Genomic DNA, 21361 nt, shown 5'->3' on the forward strand with positions numbered 1-21361 from the left:
AAAATCTTATACCCTCAGTGACCACTCTCTGCAGTCAATGGTTCTTGTTATAAAGTCTTCGTAAAAAACAGGCTCATGGCAAATCAGCAGTATACTTCCCTTATATGCCTTCAGCGCTCTTTTCAATTCGTCCTTTGCATCCACATCCAAATGATTTGTCGGCTCATCCAAAAAAAGAATATTTGTAGGCCTGTTAATAAGCTTACAAAGTCTCACCTTTGCCTGCTCTCCACCGGAGAGTACTCTGAAAAGACTCTCTATATGTTTTGTAGTGAGACCGCATTTTGCCAGCGCTGATCTTACCTCGTATTGACTGTACCCCGGAAATTCACTCCACAATTCCTCAATGCAGGTATTTTTTGACTTATTGTCGCTTTCCTGCTCAAAATAGCCTATCTCAAGATAGTCTCCCAGAACAGTTTTTCCTGACAATGCCGGTGTAAGACCAAGTATACTCTTTAAGAGAGTTGACTTTCCTATACCGTTTGCACCGAACATTGCTATCTTTTCTCCTCTTTCCATCCTTACATTTATAGGTTTTGAAAGCGGTGAGTCATAACCTATTACAAGATCTGTAGTTTCAAAAATAGTCTTACCCGGTGTTCTGGCCTCTTTAAAATTGAACTCAGGCTTCGGCTTTTCCGCCGCAAGCTCTATGATATCCATCTTATCCAGCTTTTTTTGTCTACTCATTGCCATATTTCTTGTAGCAACCCTCGCCTTATTTCTGGCAACAAAATCCGCAAGCTCTTCTCTTTCCTTCTGTTGACGATTATATGCCGCCTCCAGCTGTTTTTTCTTTACCTCATGTACCTCAAGGAATTTATTATAATCTCCTACATATCTGTTGAGTTCCTGATTTTCCATATGATATATGATATTTACCACAGAATTAAGGAAAGGTATATCATGCGAAATAAGTACAAATGCGTTCTCATAATCCTGTAAATATCTTTTCAGCCACTCAATATGTTCAACATCCAAATAGTTTGTAGGCTCATCTAAAAGTAAAATATCCGGTTTTTGTAATAGAAGCTTTGCCAAAAGGATTTTTGTTCTTTGTCCGCCGCTAAGTTCCGTTACATCTCTTTCAAGTCCGATATCTGTAAGTCCCAGCGCATTTGCCACATCTTCGACCTTGGCATCAATAGTATAGAAATCATGTGCCATCAAAAGTTCCTGAATAGTACCGAGCTCTTCCATAAGCTCATCCATTACGCTTTCATCAGCTGTAGTAAGCAAGTCACAGATCTCATTCATCCTTTTTTCCATATCAAAAAGATGATCATAGGCTCCCTTTAATGCATCTCTTATACTGGTTCCCTCTTCCAATACAGAATGCTGATCCAAATATCCTATCTGCACATTTTTCGCCCATTCTATCTTGCCCTCATCAGGCATCAGCTTTCCTGTAACTACACTCATGAATGTAGACTTACCCTCTCCGTTGGCACCAACAAGTCCTATATGCTCACCTTTTAGCATTCTGAAGGAAACATTGTCAAAAATAGCTCTATCACCAAAACCGTGGCTCAAATTTTCCACATTCAAAATACTCATTATACATCTTTTCCTTTTGCCTTAATATTTTTTTCTATACTCTTTCTTGCAATCATCATCTGATGTCCGCAACCTACACATTTAAGTCTCAAATCCTGACCGACCCTAAGCACTTCCCACTCATGAGAACCGCACGGATGTGGCTTTTTCAATGTAAGTATATCTCCTACATCTATTTGTATCATTTATTCAACTCTCTCACTAAAACCGGTAAGGCTTTTTCAAATTTCACTCCGTACCAATGATTATCATCGTCAATTGTCTTTGTTATAGCTTCCGAAACAAATTCGGCAGCAATCTTTGCAGCCTCTCTAAAGCTCTTCCCATGCATCAATCCGCCTGTAAATGCCGCCGCATAGCAATCTCCTGTACCATGTGCATCTTTTTCTATTCTGTCAATGTAAAAAATCTCAATACTTTCAGTATCTCCTTCAAATACAGCTATTCCCAGCTTACCTTCAATATTTCTGATACCTTTTAATATTATATTTTTTGCACCGAGATCCCTAAGCTTATATATAATGCTCATAATATATTCGCCGCTTTGATTATCAAGTACTATCTCACTGCCTGTAAGTAAAGCGGCTTCAGTCATATTCGGAAGTACAATATCACTTGCACCTACAAGATTTCTCATTTCTTTTACGAAATCTTCATCAAATCCTGTATACAATTTTCCGTTGTCCGCCATAGCGGGATCGACTATTCTCATTCCGTCTTCTTTTAAAAGATTGTTAAACAAATCAATTACAATCTCAATCTGCCTCTTACTTCCGAGATAACCCGTATATATTGCATCAAAGTTTATACCTTCTTTTTTCCAATGCTCCATAATCTTAGGCAAATCCTCTGTCAAATCTCTGAAAGTAAATCCGCTAAAACCGCCTGTATGGGTGGAAAGTATTGCAGACGGCATTATAGCCGTCTCCACTCCGCAAGCTGAAAGTATCGGCAATGCCACCGTTGTGGAACACTGTCCGAAACATGAAATATCCTGTACCGTTAACACTTTTTTATTCATAAACCCACCTCAACAAATATATTTTTATTTACTGAATTTTTCTATTTCTTCAAGTGCAATTTCAATTAACTGCTGCTTTTCTTCAGGTTTTAATCTGTAAACCGTCTCTTTGTCTCTCCAGTTTTTTATTACTTCCTCAACGCTTGGACGCTCCTCATCCTCATCATATACATCAGGGTCTGAAAGATTTGCAATACCTTCACGCAAAATCAAAAGTTCAAAATGATAACTTTTTGTCTTTTTATTATTGGGAAAGGTTTCATTGAGCCTGTCCTGTTCCCAGTTCTTTTGCTCTTCGCCGAAAGGATAGAGTTTTTTATAATATCTATCCATCTTCTTCTTTTTCTGCTTTGCCGTTTCAAAACTGAACCAATCTGCTATTCCCATGTCTTTACCTTGAGTACTTTTCTTCTATTTCACTGATAATATCAATTCTGTTTTGATGTCTGCCGCCTTCAAACTCAGTCTCAAAGAAACTGTCAACAATCATCTTAGCCATTTCAGAGCCGACCACTCTCGCACCGAATGCAATAATCTGAGCATTATTGTGAAGTGCCGCCATCTTTGCGGAATAAGGTTCTGAACAAACTGCCGCTCTGATTCCCGGTACCTTGTTTGCAGCCAAAGATATTCCGATACCTGTACCGCAAATAAGTACTCCTTTATCCACTTCTCCCGAAACTATAGCCTCCGCAACATCTCTTCCCGGTACAGGATAGTCACATCTCTCCCCCGCCTTTGCTCCAAAATCCACAACTTCAAAGCCTGCCGCTGTTAAATGCTCTGTAATAATATCCTTCAGCTCAACTGCCGTATGGTCATTTCCTATTCCGATTCTCATATTTCCTCCTTATATTTACAAGAGTTCCTTATAAACATCTCTCTTTTGTATTCCTCTATCTTTTGCCACTGCCTTCATTGCCTCTTTTTTGTCCATGCCCTCGGCTATATATTTTTCATAATGCTCTCTGATACTGATTTCTTCAAAGGACTTTTGTCTCTCTTCCCTCTTCTCCAAAAGGCTCTTCCCCTCTATCACCAGTACATATTCGCCTCTGATTGCAATCTTTTCAGACTCATAATCAGCTATTATATCCGCCAGTTTTCCTCTTAAAACCTCTTCATGCAACTTTGTAATTTCTCTTACTATGGCAATATTTCTATTCCCCATATACTCAAAGAGTTCCTTTAAGGTCTTTAGCAATCTATGTGGCGCTTCATATAAAATAAGAGTTCTGCTTTCCTGTGAAAGTTCAGTCAGTATTTCCTTTTTCTCATTCTTATCCGCAGGCAAAAATCCTTCAAAGGCAAACCTTCTTGAACTTATACCGCTTATTGCAAGCGCAGATACTACCGCACTGGCTCCCGGAACAACGGTAACCTCCAGTCCCTCTTTATATGCGATTTCCACCAGCTCATAACCCGGGTCTGATATTGCAGGCATTCCTGCATCTGAAACAAAGGCAATATTCTTACCTTCTTTTACTTTTTCACAAAGCTCATATGCCTTATCTATTTTATTATATTCATGGTATGAGGTCAAATGTCCTTTTATTTCAAAATGATTCAAAAGCCTAATAGTATTTCTTGTATCTTCACAGGCAATAATATCTGCATTTTTCAATGTTTCTATCGCCCTCATACTGATATCGGAAAGATTTCCTATAGGTGTAGCCACCAGATATATTTTACCTGCCATATATTCTAAGCACCTCATCCGTATATACATTTTTATCCTTATAAACTGCCAAAGGCGGCTCCACATCCAGCCATACTCCGGATCCTTTTACCCCCTCTATCAAAACAAGATTTGCCTTACTTTCCATATAGGGATGTACAAATCTTATTTTCTTAGGTTCTATTCTGTTTTTCTTTAATGCGGCAAATATTTCAGAAAGCCTACTCGGCCTGTGTATCATAAAAAACTTACCGTTTTCTTTTAACAGCTTACCTGCAATCTCCACCACTTTATCAAGATCTGTAAGAAGTTCATGCCTTGCTATTGCAAGCGGTAAATCGGGATTTTTTATAGCTGTTGTATCCTTCATATATGGCGGATTCACACTGACGGTATCCACACTGCCATGCTTTATATATTTTAAAGCATTGGCAATATCATCATTTATAATATCAATTTTTTCTTCCAGAGAATTGTACTTTACACTCCTATTTGCCATATCGGCAATATATTCCTGTATTTCAATACCTGTTATTTTTTTTGCCTGAGTTTTCGCACTCAGAAGCACCGGTACAATGCCGCTTCCAGTACAAAGGTCCACAGCATAACCGCCTCTTTTTACTTTAACAAAATTTGCCAAAAGCACCGCATCTATACCGAAGCAAAATTTGTCCGGATTTTGTATAAGGAAGAGATTCTCACATTGCAAATCGTCAAGTCTCTCTCCCGATTCTTCCCTTATCAATTCATCTTTCATGATTTTAAGCTTGTATCCTTATCTCTTTTAAAGAATACTCTTCAATTTCCTTTGCATCCTCTGATTTTGTAACAAGCACTTTTACAGTCTGCCTTAGTACACTGGTTGAAACTATCACACCGGTCTCTCCGGCAGGTGTGGAAACCGTAACACCTTCTCTCGGCATCTTTTTATTTAAATACTCATATGTATCGGATTCGTTTTTCAAACAACACATCAATCTTCCACATACACCGCTGATTTTTGCAGGATTTAAAGACAGGCTTTGTTCCTTTGCCATCTTTATGGACACAGGTACAAAGTCGGACAGATAACTGTGACAGCAAAGCGCTCTTCCACATGAACCCATGCCGCCTACCATCTTGGTTTCATCTCTTACTCCTACCTGTCTGAGTTCTATTCTTACTCTGAAAATAGATGCAAGTATCTTTACCAGCTCTCTGAAGTCAACTCTGCATTCTGCGGTAAAATAAAATAAAACCTTTGCATTATCAAATGTATACTCTGCAGAAATTAGTTTCATAGGCAAATTAAGTTCAATAATCTTTGACTTGCAAATATCAAAAGCCTCTTTTTCCTTCTTGCAGTTTTCCTCACAGATACAAATATCCTCAGGACTTGCCTTTCTTATTATCTTTTTTAGAGGGTTATCATAAGCTTCACTTAATTCTCTTGCACCCAATATGACTCTGCCGCATTCAATGCCCCTATCAGTCTCCACTATTACTCTATCATTTACATCTATATCAATATCATCAGGATCATAGTAGCAGATGTTACCTACATCTCTAAACCTAACGCCTATTACTCTCATCTTTTTCTCCTATTTTCTAAGGCCAATAAAAAGCAATTCCATCACCGTATCTCCGCTTACATTGGAGTTTAGCCTAGTCTCCGTTTCATCTATTAAGTCTATTATACTGTTAATCTTTTTAAGTGTATATTCTCTGGAAAGCCTTAGTATAATGCTTTCCTCCCTTATAAATACAAGTTTATCTATCTTTTTTGTAAGCTTTAAGATACATATATCTCTATACCAGAGTCTTAGAAAATTTATAAAATCCTTAAATCCTCCGGTTCTTTTTTTCAATTCTTCTATAAATAAAAGTATATCATTTATAGATGCTTCTGAAATCTTTTTCAAAAACTCTACATTTTGATTATACATACCGGCAAAATCCTCAGATTCAGCCATTACTTTTGCAATACCGGGTGCACCGTTTGAATACGAAGCTACCACAGTAGCCACATCTTCACTTATACCCTTTTCAACAAGCCAACTCTTTATTCTGTCATTACTTACCGCACTCAACAAAAGTTTTATACATCTACTCCTTATTGTTTCAAGAAGTAAACTCATATTTCTTACCAAAAGTAAGATAACTACATACTCGGGCGGCTCTTCTATAGTCTTTAACAGTGCATTCTGCGCCCCCACAGTCATCTTATCCGCCTCGTCTATTATATATATCTTTACTTTTCCATGATACGGTCTGATTGAAACATCATTAACTATATTTTCTCGAATCCTGTCGATTCCGATACTTTCTTTGCCATCGGCATCCATATAAAAAAAGTCGGGGTATGCATCCGCCAAAAACTGCCTGCATGCAGGACACTCTCCACATCCTGTATGCTTCTCACATATAAGTTCCATAGCAAACTCTCTTGCAATTTTAGACTTTCCTATCCCCTTGTCCCCTGCAAGGATATATGCATGTGATATCGACTTTTTTATTATTGACTCCCTTAAATGATGCCTTATCTTTTCATTTCCAAGAATAAAATCACTCATCCTGTATCTTTATTCCCATATCTTTTTTTATTTCCAGTATGCACTTATTTAAATCTTCATTGACATACTTTTTTGTGATTCCGGCAGCTTCAAGTCTCATAGGTGAGAAATCCTCCTCATCCGCCAAAAATCTTCTGCAAAGCTCGGCATACTGTGGCTCTGATTGCACCATCTCTCTGTTTATAGCTCTCTGCAGTCTGATACCGTCACTGAGCTCTATAAATATAGGTACGACATTTTCCGCACCATAGTACTCTTTTATTTTTTTATAAGAATCCAGAGTTCCTATTATAAGATAGTTTTTACTTTCCAGATGCAATGATCCGTCATCAATAGTTGCATATATCCACGGACCTTTAACTGTATTATAGGTCCTCATCTCTATAAGCTTACCCTGTTTTCTATATTCTTCTATAACGGATTCCTCTACAAAATGGTAATCAACACCATTTTCTTCCCCGTCCCTTATAGGTCTTGTGGTATATGTTATAAGTCTCTTTGTTCTCGGGCACTCCTTATACAGTCTTTTAAAGATAGTATCTTTTCCGGATGCACTCTTTCCCATTACATAATAAATTTTTCCCATTTTACTTATGGGTCCAGTCCATAGACCCTTTTTCCTCTTTTAATATATTCTTGCAACAACTCAAAACCGGCTCGATCTATTATATCCCCCTTCTTTATAACCGGCACACCGGGCGGATATATATATATGTTTTTTTTCGCAATCTTATTTAGATATTTTTCATCAAGATTTGATGTAGACTCATGTTCTATATAAACGAAATTTTTATCAATATCACTTAAGGCCCTATAAAGCCTGTCAAAATCATCTTCGCCGTCACAAACCGTACTGTAAGCCAGTACAAATCCCGGTCTGCTCATCTCAGTTTCAATATTGTAGGATTCTCTGAGTATATTTGCCAATGTAACCCCGTCAATATTATCGGAGTAAATTACAAGCTTTGTAAAGTCATATCCAAGTCCTGTATTTTCCTCCCATAAATGAATACTTTTACAGCTTGAAACTTTTTCTCTGAAGTCTTTCAGACTCTTTAAATACTGAGATACATATGCAGAACTTTCACTCATATACCTTATACAGGCATCAATACCTGACATAAAAACATATGAAGGCGAGCTGGTTTCAAATATATGGAGTGACTCTTCCAGGCATTTTTCATCAATAAGCTTTGACTTTAAATGACAAAGTGCCGTTTGAGTAAGTGAAGGCAATGTTTTATGCAGACTTTGTACCACAATATCCGCTCCCAAACTTACTGCCGATGAAGGAAACTCCATATCATATGCATTTATCAAATCGGCGTATTTTTCTGTTGTTTTTTCTATATAAGTAAGGTGGGCACCATGTGCTTCATCCACTATAACCGGGATATTATACTCATGCAAAGTTTTTGCAATCACTTGTATATCGGATACAACTCCCTCATATGTAGGTGAAGTAAACAGAGCTGCCACTATATTTTTTTCCTTATTTGCTTCTAAAAGCGCTTTCACACTCTTTGCATCACATTCTTTTGCAATGCCTAAATCATTATACCCTATATTCACATATATTGGTATCAAATCTAACAATTCAATAGCATTATATACACTAAAGTGTGCATTATCCGCTACTATTATATATGATTTTTTATTTTTATAATCACCTGTAAATGCACAGGCTCTTATACTCGCAAGTATACCACAGCTTGAACCATTTATTAAGTAGTATGTTTTATTAGTTTTATATATATTTTTTGTAAACTCCATAGAGTCTTTTATAATGCCTGTGGCATCATGTAAATTATCGGTGCCCTCTACCTCCGTCAAGTCCATACCGTAGATATCTGTCATCATCTCTTCTATTTCTTTGGGCGCTCTTCTTTTATGCCCCGGCATATGCATAGGCAATATACCGGAGCTGACATATTCTTTTAATTTATATGCTAAAAAATTTTTATTCATTATCTGTATCTTTTCTTGCTACGTAGTTTTTCCAAGCCTTCAAAGCTAAAAGTACAGCCGCTACTATACATATAATATCTATCACTATAGTCGCAATCTGCCATCCCATCATACCTAAGTTCAGGTTTTCAGGTGCATATGCCCTACTGTTTACAGTTGTATACAATATATTATGTGATGCTTTTCTGAGTGCAATCACTGCTGTAGCGCTCTTATCCTTTACATAATTATAACCTGTATCAATTGCTGTTAGGCAGAAATCATTACCGTTTCTAATATATCTGTCGGCATTCATATAACCATATCCGCCTGCGCCGAAATAATCGGTAAGTACCATACCTCTAAAGCCCCACTCATCTCTTAGAATCTTATTGAGAACTTCATTTGAAGCGGCTGCAGGTGTTATTCCGTAGTGGTTGAATGAGCTCATTACAGCTTTTGCTTTTCCGTCTTTTACACATATTTCAAAAGGACGAAGATATATCTCTCTTACAGTTTGCTCATCGGCCCAAGTCATGAGCTGATAGTTTCTGTTGGTCTCCTGATCATTTAGAGCAAAATGCTTAATATATGCATATACTCCATGTTCTTCGGCTCCCTTTACAGCCTCTGAAGCAATCTTTCCTGCAAGCAAAGGATCTTCCGAGAAATACTCAAAGTTTCTTCCTGCAAATGCACTTCTATGTGTATTCATAGCCGGTGCATACCAGCCTGAAACTTCCATCTCATCCGCCATTTTACCGATACTGTCTCCGAATGAATGTGCAAGGTCCGTATTGAAGGTGTTTGCAAGCATTATAGTTGCAGGAAGTCCTATTGAACCCTTCTTTGTAAAGTTATTGTTTATTGAAGAAGGTCCGTCACAGTCAACTGTCTGCACTTTACCTATTTTTCCTATTGTTGTGGTCTGATATCCTCCCAAAGCTACAAGTTTTGACATATCATCAAAGCTCATGTTGTCCAGAAGACTATCCCATGCCTCATCATCATAGTCAAGTCCTCGAAGATCCGCAAGTTTTATTTTATTATTTGCATCTGTCTTCGGCATCTCATCTGATTCAATATCAAATTTTTTGCCGTCATAATTACTGTTATTTAAGAATTCAGCCTTTTTATCTGCCGGAAGCACAAAATTTGTAGGTGCCTTTGTTGCTTCCTCAAGATTTGCAAATTTATCCTTTCTTGAAAGGACTGTAAAATCGCCTCTCATATCGTCAAGCTTACTTGTAGCAACAGTATCATCACTGCTTCTCTTATTTGTATCACCATAAACTATATCATCTTCAAGAGGGAATGTTCTTGTATCAAGTATATTATGAGAATCTTCCTGTAAGCTGATTTCATACACACCCTTTTCAAGTACATAAGCCTTTTTGATTTTTTCATCAAATGAAGCCATATCTTCAACCGCAAAAGTAATCTTTACAGTCTCACTCTCACCCGGTTGTAAAAGCTTTGTTTTGGCAAAGCCTACAAGATTTGTACTTGCCTTTTCAATACCTCCGTTTGTATAAGGCGGATTAAAGTATAACTGTACAACATCTTTTCCTGCAACATTTCCCGTATTTGTCACCAAGACATCGATACTTATCTTACCGTTATTTGCAACTATCTCTCCCATTTCCTTTGTGAAGTTGGTATAAGAAAGTCCGTAACCGAACGGATACTGTACATATCCGGCATAATTTATAGCACCTTCTTTAGCTGCAGTCTCATAGAATCTGTATCCTACATAAATACCTTCAGCGTAGTTTACAAAACTCGGGTTATATGATACTCCTCTGTCCTCTACGGCAAACTCATCCATGTTTGTATAACGGAAATCTCCGAAGTTATTATAGCTTGGTGTTGTTTTTAAGTCATATACAAAAATATCGCTTGTCTTACCTGAAGGATTTACCTCTCCGTCAAGAATCTTGCCAAGGGCATTAAATCCTGTCTGTCCTGCTCCCGGGCACCAAACCACACTTGTTATATTCTCATATTCATTTACAAAACCAAGTTCCATAGGATTTGAAGCGTTTATGATTACAACAATGTTTTTAAACTTCTTATTTACCGCATCAAGCATTGCTGTTTCTCTGTTTGAAAGTTCCAAATAGCTCTTATCGGCATCCAGATCATCCTTTTGATCACTGTATCTGATACCCTTTGACCCGAAAGTACCTCCGTCCACAAATGTATCTTCAACACTTGGATCAAGGCTTCTCGGCAAATCTGCGCCCTCACCGCCGGATCTTGCAATAACGACTACCGCTTTATCGGAATAATTTCTTGCATTATCAAGAATATTTGCCTCGTTATATTGTTCAATTGAAGGCTCAGGTATGGTCCAGTCCTGGCCCCACATTCCTACTGTAGGCCTTGTCTGCCTGAAATCCGTATAAAATTTTACAAGTTCCTCATTTACCTCAAATCCCGCATTCTGTAATCCTTCAATAAGTGATACCGTAGGGAATGAATCGTTAAGTCCTCCCGAACCTGTACCTCCGTATAGAGGATTGGTTGACGACCACCCGAAGAGATTGAGTTTTGACCCCTTTTGAAGTGGAAGTGTTGAGTCATTCTTTAAAAGTACAATACCCTCACTTGAAATTTCCTCACCTAAAGACTTTGCCTCATTTAAAGACTGTTCGGTTATAACTCCCCTTCCTGTAGCAAGTGTTATCATAGTCTTTAAAGGACCGTTTATCATAAGATTGATACTTAAAAGTGTTCCCAGTCCGAAAACAAGCCATGAAGCCGATCTTGTAAGATTCTTACGTGCAGGCTTCTCCTTTCTTGTGATAAACATGACCACAAGGGCCGCCACAAAAAGTGTCACTATAGCCACAAGATGTGGAGCTATAGATTTGATAACACTTATTACATCCGCCATATTAACAGCTAACATAATACTCCTCCTATTTATTTTTTCTCCGGCATTACAATGTATTTCATTGTCGGATAGCTGATAACCACCTGAACAATGATATTTACCGCATTAGCCAGTGTAGGTACAAGACTTGCACCAACCCCTATATCTCTGAAAAATTTCTGTGAGTATGCAGGCAGTGCCGCAGAAATAATGATCAATGCACAGGCAAGCATAATATATTTCGGTATAGCATCCTTAAATGCCGCATTAGACTTAAATACAAACTGTTTTTGAACGAAGAAATTTACAGTCTGAGCAAGTGCGGTAGCCACAAGAAAACTTAAAAAACCTGCCATTCCAAGATTTTGCTCAATATTTTCCGCATAATTAAAAATCAAAAATTTAAACGGCATATGATGCCATCCAAAACCTGTAAATGTAGCCGTTCCGATCCACATAACTATAAAATTTACAATCGTTGCCACATTTGAGAGAATATTAAATTTAATAAACTCCCATAGATTCGGATGCGCTTCTATCCATTCTTTTACTACATTCATAACTACTCTCTATCTTCTCTTTGAAGAAACTTTTCCTTATATATCTTATTGGCCTTTCTGTTTTTGAAATACCCCTTTATAATACCTGTAAGCCCCTTAAAAAAACGTCCGTTTACCAACAGTAATATGGCATCCACCATCTCCATACTTACCTGTCCGTTGCTCATCTTTCCGATAGCTCTAAAAGGCATATTAAACTGGAAAAGAGTATTAAGATCCGGTACTCCTGCTTCAAGCGACTTTTTCAGCCTTTTATCAAGCACCTTATAGGCATGTCTTGCAATAAAGCTTTTTGCATAATACATTTGACATAATGCATCATTGATACCAAGTTCACCGTTCCAGCGTCCGTCAGGTATTTCCCTTCCAAGCAAAGTTCTGTACTCTTCATCACTTACATTTTCTACATTTCCTTCAAAGTATGAAGGCAAATCATTCTTATTATAAGGAAAAACTGTTGCATTACCTTCAACACTTACTTCAGACTGCAATCTGATATCTACACAACTGCTTCCGATATATATATCATATTCTCCGCTCTCAATCTCAAAGGCATTTGTCGCTACATTATAAAACCTGAATGATTTATCATCAAATAAAATAGTAACTTTTTTCCTTTCACCCGGATTTAAATATACCTTTTCAAATCCCTTTAATTCAAACTTTGACCTGAATATATTCGACTCCTTCAATCCTATATAAAGCTGTGCAATCTCCTCACCTGCAAACTTACCCGTATTTTCAATATAAAAGCTCACCTTATCTCTGTCTGCTTCCATATCACTGTACTTAAATTCCGTATAGGAAAGTCCATATCCGAAAGGATACATTACAGGTACACTTGCTGTAGTAAAATATCTGTAGCCTACAAATATACTCTCTCTATATTCCGAAGTCCTCTCTTTTGAAGGATAATACCTTATATTCGGAACATCCTCATACTTTTTTACAATACTTTCAGAAAGCTTGCCACTTGGACTGTACTCACCGTTTAACAGTTCAAATACAGCACCCATACCTGCCTGACCGAAGAGATATCCGTGTAATATTCCCTTTAAATTATTTTCCCAAGGCATTTCAATACATGAGCCGGCACTGATTACACCGACTATATTATCATTGGCCTTTGAAAGCTTTTCCAGTAATGTTATCTGATTGTTTGGAATTCCAAGATGAGTTCTGTCAAGTCCTTCCGATTCACTCGCCTCATTAAGCCCGAAGAAATAAAGTACAATATCCGCCTGCTTTGCAAGCTCTATGGCCTCATTTACAAGGGACTCATCCTCTTTATCCGCTCTTGAATAACCATGCGCCATACCGATTATATTTAAATCAAACTGTGATATAACTTTTTCCACAGTATCAACATTGGTCGCATTTACATTCGTAATCCCTGCTCCCTCATATGTCGGATTAATATCCAATTTTTCAAGCTTTTCCTCAATATTTCCTATGGCAGACTCAATCTTTTTCTCTTTTTCGGAATCAAGATCAAGCTTCTTTATAATCTTTTGTGCATCCTCCACTATTGTTGCATTCACCATGGAAGATCCCGCTCCCTGATATCTCGGACTAAAAGCAAAGTCACCGATAATCGCTACCTTTTTACTCTTATCAAGCGGCAAAATGTTTTCCTCATTCTTTAAAAGAACAATACTTTTTCTTGCAGCTTCTCTTGCAAGTGCATTATTATCTTCAAACATCTTTGCCCTATCATCAGGCTTTTTTTTATTCTTTGTTGACAATGTGATATCTATCAACTCATCCACTCTTGCATCAATATCACTTTCACTTATCTTACCGGTCTTTAATGCCTCTATAAGCTCTCTTGCACTGTCAAGTCCCGGAGCCGGCATTTCAAGGCTTGAACCGTTCTTTACTCCTAAAGCATGGTCATTAGAAGCTCCCCAATCGGTAACCACCATACCGTCAAATCCGATATCTTTTCTTAGAATTTCCATAAGAAGGTGCTCATTCTCATTGGCATATACCCCGTTGACCATATTGTAACTTGTCATTAAAGATTTCGGTTTGCCCTCTTTTATAGCTATTTCAAAGGCGGTGATATAGATTTCTCTAAGTGTTCTCTCATCAAGTACCGAGTCCATGGCCATTCTGCGAAGCTCCTGCGAATTTACAGCAAAATGCTTTACACAGGCGGCTATCCCGTTACTTTGTATCCCCTTTATCATAGCAGCCGCAAGTTTTCCGCTAAGATACGGATCCTCAGAATAGTACTCAAAATTTCTTCCGCACAGCGGATTTCTCTTGATATTTATTCCCGGTCCTAAAAGTACATTTACATCCTCTGCCGCCGCTTCAAGCCCCAGTCCTTCTCCCACTTTTTCAAGAAGCCTTACATCCCAGCTGTTTGCCAAAGTAGCCGCAGTCGGAAAACATGTTGCAGGTACGGAAGCATTCAATCCGAGATGGTCACCTTTTCCCGCCTGTTTTCTTACACCTGTAGGTCCGTCAGCATGGTGAAGAACATCAACCCCTATAGAAGAAAACGACCTCGTATCCCAAGCATTTTTACCTGAAAGATAGGCACACTTTTCCTCTAATGTCATTTTTTCAATAATATCTCTATGCCTCATTCTCCTCCTTATAGAAAACTCATTTCCGCTCTTTCCACATCATGGTAAATTCAACAAATAAATTTACCTCAACACCCGTCTATATTATAGTATATATTAAAAAAGTTGTGTATGTTTTCAAAATATTTTTTTATACAAAAACAGGGAGTCTTAAGACTCCCTGTAACTATTGTATGTTTGAAAAGCTAAAAAGGAAAATAGCTTAGCAACCAATTTAAACTTCCGGCTCTATAATACCGTATTTTCCGTCTTTTCTCTTATAAACTACGCACACCTCATCGCTGATTGCATTTCTGAAAACATAGAAATCATGTCCCAAAAGTTCCATCTGCAAACATGCCTCTTCAGGATCCATAGGCTTGATACTGAATCGCTTTGTCTTTACGATTTTTATCTCGTCTTCATCCTCTCCATAGGCAGCTTCATCGTTTATAAAGAAATCCGAGAATGACATTGCAGCCTGTTTTTTATCTATAAGCTTATTTTTAAACTTTTTAATCTGCTTTTCTATTATGTCTTGAACTTTATCTATGCTGACATACATATCTTGGCTGACTTCCTCGGCTCTTATAAGCCCCTGCTTTGTAGGAATGGTAACCTCGATCTTATGTGCTTCCTTTTGCACACTTAATGTAATTCTTGCCTCTGTCTCAGCTGTAAAATACTTTTCTAATTTCTGAAGCTTCTCCTCTACCGCCTTCTTCAAACCATCAGTAATTTCAATATTTCTTCCAGTAATTGTATAACGCATATGTATAAGCTCCTTTTCTTTTTTATTTGTCTATAGTATACCACTTTGTCAACAAAAATTCAATTTAAATTTATAATTGTATTGTCAATTTGATTAAATTTTTCAACTAATATGATTTTTATTAAATTTTTATCCAATTGTATTTTCCGAGCAAAATTGCACTTTTATATATTTTAGCTCATAAAATCTACAAATTTATCTCAAATGCAGTCTTTACTCTATGGGGATAAAATACTTAAATTGTGGATAACTTCGTTTATAACTTGAAAACAGCCTATTTAACAGCTTTCTAAGACCTGTAAAACCCACTATTTTTGTGGATAAAAATGTGGATAATGTTGACAAGTCTTTTAAAACATAAAATTTATGCACTTTGCTGTTTCTTCTTAAATCTAAGAATTCAGACTTGACAGCAAAATTATATACTACTTTTATTTAAAGTAATATTTTAACTGTTTTCAAGTAATCGTACAGCCCTTAATGACTCCTGCTCCACCTTACAATTATTTAAAAGCATAAAATCCAATACCTCTGAATACTCTTTAAGATTTTCTCTGTTTTTCTCAATCATATCCTTATACGCATTGTGATCATATCTGTCTACATATGCCGGATAATTCTTTTTTATATCTATTTGCATTGCATTTCTGTTTCCGGATTTAACTAGCTTCTTTTCAGACTCCCTCATAAGGGCTGCCTTGTTTCGATATATGTTCAAACATGGAATATATTTTAAAAAGCTTCCGGAAATAGTCCTCATATCTGCTATATTTCCACTTGTATATTCCTGCTCTTCCATATCCGGTTCAACCTTCTCATCAAGTCCCAAGAGATATTCCTCCGCCATATCAAATATTGTACTTTTTTCTATAGCATACATAGGCATTCGCTTGCACTTTTCCCAAATAAGAGCAAGAATATCTACATATTTTCTTTTATTTGTGCCTGTCAGAGGTCTGAACAGATTTTCATCTACTTCATCAAATATATTCATACTATATTAATTCCAAATACTGTTCCACCGGTATACCACGATACTTATCTGCCTTATCTATATTTAATTCAATCATTTTCTTTACAACTTCCATTGAATGTGATGTTGCATCCGGAAGTGATTTTCCGTTCAATATATCTCCTACCAAAATAGCCGAGAATATATCTCCGGTTCCAGGAAAACGAACATCTATCTCATCATATTCAATTCTGAAGCTCGTCCCATTTTTACTGTCAAATCCGACACAGCATTTCTTATCATTAAAGGGTACGGAGGTAATAATCACAGAAGCATTATTTTCTCCGCTCAATTTCCTAAGTAATTGTTCTTCTTCTTCATTTGTAATCCCTCTGTCTTTATACTCCATTTCCGTAAGAAGGCAGGCTTCTGTATAATTAGGCTTTATAAGGTCCGCAAATTTCAGTAATTTTCTACGACTTTCTATAGCATCTTTTGATATACCGTTATAAAGGCTTCCGTCATCTCCCATTATAGGATCCACAAATATAAAACTTCCTTTTTCTTTTTGCTTGGCACAAAAATCCGCCAAAACACTTGCCTCTTCATCAGAAGCTATAAATCCGAGGGCTATAGATTCAAATGTAAATCCAAGCTGCTCCCATACATTTACAGTATTTAGAATATAATCCTTAGTATCAAGAATTTCAAACTTACCGTAATCAAGAGTATTAGATACCAATGCTGTAGGAAGCGTAAATATCTCAAACCCCATATTTGAAAATATAGGCATCATAGCTGAAAGTGCCACTTTACCATATCCTGCCAAATCATTAATAAGAAGTATCTGTTTATTTTTGTTCATACCTGTGTCTCCTTTTTTTAATAACTATGCTGATTATATCATACTTTTAATATTTAAAAACAGACCTTCCGCATCAGCGAAAAGCCTGTCTACAATCATAAAGGTATTTTAATTTTTATTATGGATGAATTACATCATAGTTAGCTACATCATAGTATCCGTCAGGATCCGCATCACTGCCGAACCACACATGTGCATAATGTCCGTCTATTGAAACACCCATGGTTTTTAAATCAGACCACATTCCCTGCGTAGACATTACCTGATTATGTCCCGGAGAATTCTTCCAAAGATTGAGTGCTGTCTCAGGGCTTATCATACCACTGTATTTGGCAGAAATCTCATATCCGTTTCCTGTGTAATTGGTGATTTCTCTTGGCTTACTCCACATACCGTTTCCATAGTGGTGATCATCCGTGTAAACTAAACGTGTCCAACTTCCGTTTCCTGACCAGCTGTGAAGATTTCCCTGCTCACCTCTGGAATCTACCTGATTCTCAGGTGTGTATGTATTTGAATCACGTACATGTGCTCTTGCAACTTCTGTAAGAGATTTTGAGAATGACAACTTCGGTAATCCAAGGCTTTCTCTATATGCATTGATCTTATAGTAAAGCTTTGCCTCTTTCTCAGTCAGTCCCATTGCCTTTAATGCTTCAATTATCTGGGTCTCCTGAGTAGAAACTGCCGGAGTTGTTGTATTTGGAGTCGTTACCGTATTATTTCCGGTATTTCCTGAAGGTATCACCACAGTGTTGTTTCCTGAAGGAACGGTAACATTATTATTTACTGAATGTGTTGTATTATTATTGTTTACCGCAGTATTGTTTGAAGCTGTGTTATTTGAAGCTGTTGTATTTCCCGTTGTACCTGCAGTTCCTACACCACTACCCGATGAAGAACCTGAACCGCTTCCGCCTCTGCCGGTTCTTCCGCTTCCACCTGAGCCTCCGCCGCTTCTTCCGCTTCCGCCTGAACCGCCGCTGCTTCTTCCGCTTCCGCCTGAGCCTCCGCCGCTTCTTCTGCTTCCGCCTGAACCACCGGAGCCTCCGCTCCTTGAGCTTCCGGCAACTGAAGAGCTTCTCTTTGTGCCTGATCCGCTTGTTTTACTTATATTAACTGTATTTCTTACTCCTTCCACCCATTTACCTGTGGCATCCACATAGTAGCCGTCCGGTGTAGAAGTATTTACAAGCATAGCTCCGTCAGCACCGAGATAATAATTTCCTATCCAACGGTTTTCAACCATATAGCCTATACCGTCAAAATAATACCATTTATCCTTAATAAGCTTCCATGCATTTGTAGGGTATGAACCGTCCGCCTCTTCATACCACCATCCCTTATCATTCCTCTTCCACTGTGCTTCATTTGCAGCCATAACAGGTATCACTAAAAAAGCTGAAACCGCCACTGCCGATACGGAACACATTAACCTTTTGAATAAATTCATAAACACCTCCAACATTATAAAGTGGCTTTAATACTATTATGTTATATATTAACATTTTTGTTTCTGTATATTCAAGTATAATAAATTATTCCACTATATCTCTTTTGCAGGCATCTATCCTTACTTCACCATCGGCAATAAAACTGATTTCATTTGCCTCGGCAGGAGTATAGATTCTTGAACTTAACACCTCTTTTCCACCGTTTACAAATATCTCTACGCTGAATCTGTCAAGTAATATACTTAGACTTAACTTTCCGGACTTGATATCCACATCTATCTTTCTCTCATCAACAGCATCCTTAATCAGCCCTGAAAATCTTCTTGAGAACTTCAAAGTTTTCTTTTTAAAATTTATCTTTATAAAAGAATTGTATCTATGATCTGACGCCAAATATATAATACATTCCTTTGCATCAATCTTTTCAATATCCAAATCAAGTCTTGCAACTCTTGAATTTAACTCTGTATCTTGAAATTTATAATCCTTCTCCAAACAAAAGCTTGTTTTATACTCGTTTGTATAATGTTTTTCAAGCTCTTTTGCAGGCATTTGATAAATAATATTTTTCCTTAATTCAAGCTCCCTTGGGTAGGTCATCTGCCCACACCATTTTGCTCCGTCAGGAGTTAAATCATTTCCCCAATCATGCAGCCATGCAACCGAAAGTGTTCTCTCATTAACACTCAGACTTTGAGGTGCGTAATAGTCAAACCCGAAATCCAAAGTTCTTGCATTATCAATCGGTTCAAATCTATAATTTTTCTTGTCATAATCACCTATAAAATACAACACCTGATGTCCGTTAAAGTATTCTCTGCCCTTTGCCTGCATCTCCATTACCGAGACTACCAATATATACTTATCATTAAGTTTAAAGAAATCCGGACACTCCCACATCTTGCCGTAATCACCGTTGTTTTCAAAAAGAATATTCTTATATTCCCAGTCAATCAGATTATTTGAAGCAAAGAGCAATATACTGCCAAGTCCTCTTTCATTCTTTGCACTTACTATACAATAATATATGCCGTCTTCCTTCCAAATTTTGGGATCCCTAAAGTCTATACCGCTAAATCCCTTCGGTAAATGTTCCACCCTTATAACAGACTCTTTAGATATACTCTTGTAATCCACACCGTCACCGATTTCTACAGCCTGCTCCTCTTTTCCGTCATTATGTACTGTATAAATAAGTATATGTTTATCTCCGTCACAAAGTGCCGTACCGGAGAAGCACTGTCCCATTATTTCATCATCCGGTGCCAATGCTACAGGTAATCTGTCCCAGTTTACAAAATCTTTGCTCTTTGCATGTCCCCAGTGCATCGGACCCCATTTTATATCATATGGGTTATATTGATAAAACAAATGATATTCACCGTCAAAGAACGAAAAACCGTTCGGATCGTTCATCCATCCCATATTCGGAGTAAAATGATAGACCGGTCTTTCACTATCTTTTATTGTTGATTTGTTCTCTCTGAAATATTCATTTGCTTTTTCTTTGTTGTTCATATTATTACCACTTGTCTTTCTAATTTGTAGTCATGCCCTGTCTGAATTCTATATCAAGTACCTTTGTCTTTCTGTCCACCTTCTCACCGTTTATAATGGCATGCAGACTGTCAACAGCAACCTTTGCCAATTTATCGATAGGCTGTACTATAGCACTTGGGCTCGGATATGCCGTATTTAATATGAAGGTTCCGTCGTATGCAACCACTTTTAAATCCTGTGGCACTCTCTTTCCCATACTCAAAGCCTTTTTCATATATAATAAGGCATGGGTATCCGTTGCAAAAACACCGTCCACATTAGGATACATGCTGAAAGCTTCCTCTATATTTTCCTGAATGAATTTTTCTTCAAAATTATCCATATTAGGTTTATACTCACGACATATAATCCCTGCTTTTTTTATTTCTTTTGCAAATGCCTTATGCCTCTTTATAAAAGGATAATTTTTTGTAGTCGCATCGGTAAATTGCAAAACTTCCTTGCATCCACTCTCTATCAACGCTTTTGCCGCAAGAATTCCACCCTTCTCATGATCTACAGTTACAATCAAAATATCATCATTGAGTTTCGGAGTATCAAATCCTACAATCGGTCCTTTTATCTTTTTATAACTGCTGTAATCCAAAGTATGTGTACCGGTTATTATTCCGTCCACCATATTTCTCTCAAGCATCTCAAGATAAGCCTCTTCATTTGTCGCTTCACCTATAGTATTGCAAAGCATTGTTTTATAGCCGTATTTTCTAAGCCTTTTTTCCACTTCACTGTAAAGTGTAGCATAATATGGGTTACCTATAGCCGGTGTGATTACCGCAACTATATTTGTCCTGTTTCTGAACAAATTTCTGGCAAGCTCATTCGGTTTATAATTTAACTCTTCAATTACTTCTTCAACTTTTTTTCTGGTTTTTTCGGAAACATATCCGCTGTCATTTATTACTCTGGAAACAGTACCCACTCCTACTCCGGCTTTTTTAGCAACCTCTTGTATACTCGACATATACCCCTCCGCCTAAATTACTACA

Annotated in this window: 20 protein-coding genes; all 20 read right to left on the reverse strand. The window is 37.4% G+C overall.

What is annotated here, in order from left to right; translation table 11 throughout:
• Positions 1 to 6 precede the first annotated feature (6 nt).
• Positions 7 to 1560: an ABC-F family ATP-binding cassette domain-containing protein gene (locus HMPREF1135_RS08285; protein ID WP_007594118.1), complete on the reverse strand. Its 1554-nt coding sequence runs from the start codon at positions 1558 to 1560 to the stop codon at positions 7 to 9.
• Entirely contained in the window at positions 1560 to 1745 is a 186-nt protein-coding gene (locus tag HMPREF1135_RS08290) for a DUF951 domain-containing protein (protein ID WP_007594120.1), read from the reverse strand. Before HMPREF1135_RS08290 ends, HMPREF1135_RS08285 begins: the two co-directional genes overlap by 1 nt.
• Positions 1742 to 2581 (reverse strand): pyridoxamine kinase, encoded by an 840-nt coding sequence (locus tag HMPREF1135_RS08295; RefSeq protein ID WP_007594122.1) that lies wholly within the window; start codon positions 2579 to 2581, stop codon positions 1742 to 1744. Before HMPREF1135_RS08295 ends, HMPREF1135_RS08290 begins: the two co-directional genes overlap by 4 nt.
• A 24-nt stretch (positions 2582 to 2605) precedes the next feature.
• Positions 2606 to 2968, reverse strand: coding sequence for a hypothetical protein (locus HMPREF1135_RS08300; protein WP_007594123.1), 363 nt, complete (start codon positions 2966 to 2968; stop codon positions 2606 to 2608).
• Positions 2969 to 2972: 4 nt separating this feature from the next.
• Positions 2973 to 3422 carry a ribose 5-phosphate isomerase B gene (gene rpiB, locus HMPREF1135_RS08305; protein WP_007594124.1) on the reverse strand — a complete coding sequence of 150 codons (450 nt, stop codon included), beginning with the start codon at positions 3420 to 3422 and terminating at the stop codon, positions 2973 to 2975.
• A 15-nt stretch (positions 3423 to 3437) separates the two neighbouring features.
• Entirely contained in the window at positions 3438 to 4280 is an 843-nt protein-coding gene (gene rsmI, locus HMPREF1135_RS08310) for a 16S rRNA (cytidine(1402)-2'-O)-methyltransferase (RefSeq protein WP_007594125.1), read from the reverse strand.
• Positions 4270 to 5016, reverse strand: coding sequence for a tRNA1(Val) (adenine(37)-N6)-methyltransferase (locus HMPREF1135_RS08315; protein WP_007594126.1), 747 nt, complete (start codon positions 5014 to 5016; stop codon positions 4270 to 4272). Before HMPREF1135_RS08315 ends, rsmI begins: the two co-directional genes overlap by 11 nt.
• 4 nt (positions 5017 to 5020) lie before the next feature.
• A complete protein-coding gene (locus HMPREF1135_RS08320) occupies positions 5021 to 5830 on the reverse strand; it encodes a PSP1 domain-containing protein (protein WP_007594127.1) in 810 nt (269 codons plus the stop codon).
• A 9-nt stretch (positions 5831 to 5839) separates the two neighbouring features.
• Positions 5840 to 6811, reverse strand: a complete 972-nt coding sequence (holB, locus tag HMPREF1135_RS08325; protein WP_007594129.1) for a DNA polymerase III subunit delta' — start codon at positions 6809 to 6811, stop codon at positions 5840 to 5842.
• Positions 6804 to 7397: a guanylate kinase gene (locus HMPREF1135_RS08330; protein WP_007594131.1), complete on the reverse strand. Its 594-nt coding sequence runs from the start codon at positions 7395 to 7397 to the stop codon at positions 6804 to 6806. The genes holB and HMPREF1135_RS08330 overlap by 8 nt, the downstream gene beginning before the upstream one ends.
• 5 nt (positions 7398 to 7402) lie before the next feature.
• Positions 7403 to 8779 carry an aminotransferase class I/II-fold pyridoxal phosphate-dependent enzyme gene (locus HMPREF1135_RS08335; RefSeq protein ID WP_007594133.1) on the reverse strand — a complete coding sequence of 459 codons (1377 nt, stop codon included), beginning with the start codon at positions 8777 to 8779 and terminating at the stop codon, positions 7403 to 7405.
• Positions 8772 to 11672 (reverse strand): glycoside hydrolase family 3 N-terminal domain-containing protein, encoded by a 2901-nt coding sequence (locus HMPREF1135_RS08340; RefSeq protein WP_007594134.1) that lies wholly within the window; start codon positions 11670 to 11672, stop codon positions 8772 to 8774. The genes HMPREF1135_RS08335 and HMPREF1135_RS08340 overlap by 8 nt, the downstream gene beginning before the upstream one ends.
• A gap of 14 nt (positions 11673 to 11686) precedes the next feature.
• Positions 11687 to 12196, reverse strand: coding sequence for a GtrA family protein (locus HMPREF1135_RS08345; RefSeq protein WP_007594135.1), 510 nt, complete (start codon positions 12194 to 12196; stop codon positions 11687 to 11689).
• A gap of 2 nt (positions 12197 to 12198) precedes the next feature.
• Entirely contained in the window at positions 12199 to 14793 is a 2595-nt protein-coding gene (locus HMPREF1135_RS08350) for a beta-glucosidase (protein WP_007594136.1), read from the reverse strand.
• A 214-nt stretch (positions 14794 to 15007) separates the two neighbouring features.
• Positions 15008 to 15544: a ribosome hibernation-promoting factor, HPF/YfiA family gene (gene hpf, locus HMPREF1135_RS08355; protein ID WP_007594137.1), complete on the reverse strand. Its 537-nt coding sequence runs from the start codon at positions 15542 to 15544 to the stop codon at positions 15008 to 15010.
• Positions 15545 to 15992: 448 nt separating this feature from the next.
• Complete coding sequence (locus HMPREF1135_RS14175; RefSeq protein WP_007594138.1) at positions 15993 to 16538, reverse strand: hypothetical protein; 546 nt, start codon at positions 16536 to 16538, stop codon at positions 15993 to 15995.
• A 1-nt stretch (position 16539) separates the two neighbouring features.
• On the reverse strand, positions 16540 to 17361 hold the full coding sequence (locus tag HMPREF1135_RS08365; RefSeq protein ID WP_007594139.1) for a pyridoxamine kinase: 822 nt from the start codon (positions 17359 to 17361) through the stop codon (positions 16540 to 16542).
• Between the two features lie 118 nt (positions 17362 to 17479).
• On the reverse strand, positions 17480 to 18814 hold the full coding sequence (locus HMPREF1135_RS08370) for a CAP domain-containing protein (RefSeq protein ID WP_007594141.1): 1335 nt from the start codon (positions 18812 to 18814) through the stop codon (positions 17480 to 17482).
• Positions 18815 to 18899: 85 nt separating this feature from the next.
• A complete protein-coding gene (locus HMPREF1135_RS08375) occupies positions 18900 to 20333 on the reverse strand; it encodes a glycoside hydrolase family 32 protein (protein ID WP_007594143.1) in 1434 nt (477 codons plus the stop codon).
• A gap of 19 nt (positions 20334 to 20352) precedes the next feature.
• Positions 20353 to 21336, reverse strand: a complete 984-nt coding sequence (locus HMPREF1135_RS08380) for a LacI family DNA-binding transcriptional regulator (protein ID WP_007594144.1) — start codon at positions 21334 to 21336, stop codon at positions 20353 to 20355.
• Between the last annotated feature and the right edge of the window lie 25 nt (positions 21337 to 21361).

The organism is Lachnoanaerobaculum sp. OBRC5-5 (assembly GCF_000296385.1).
Lineage (GTDB): Bacteria > Bacillota > Clostridia > Lachnospirales > Lachnospiraceae > Lachnoanaerobaculum.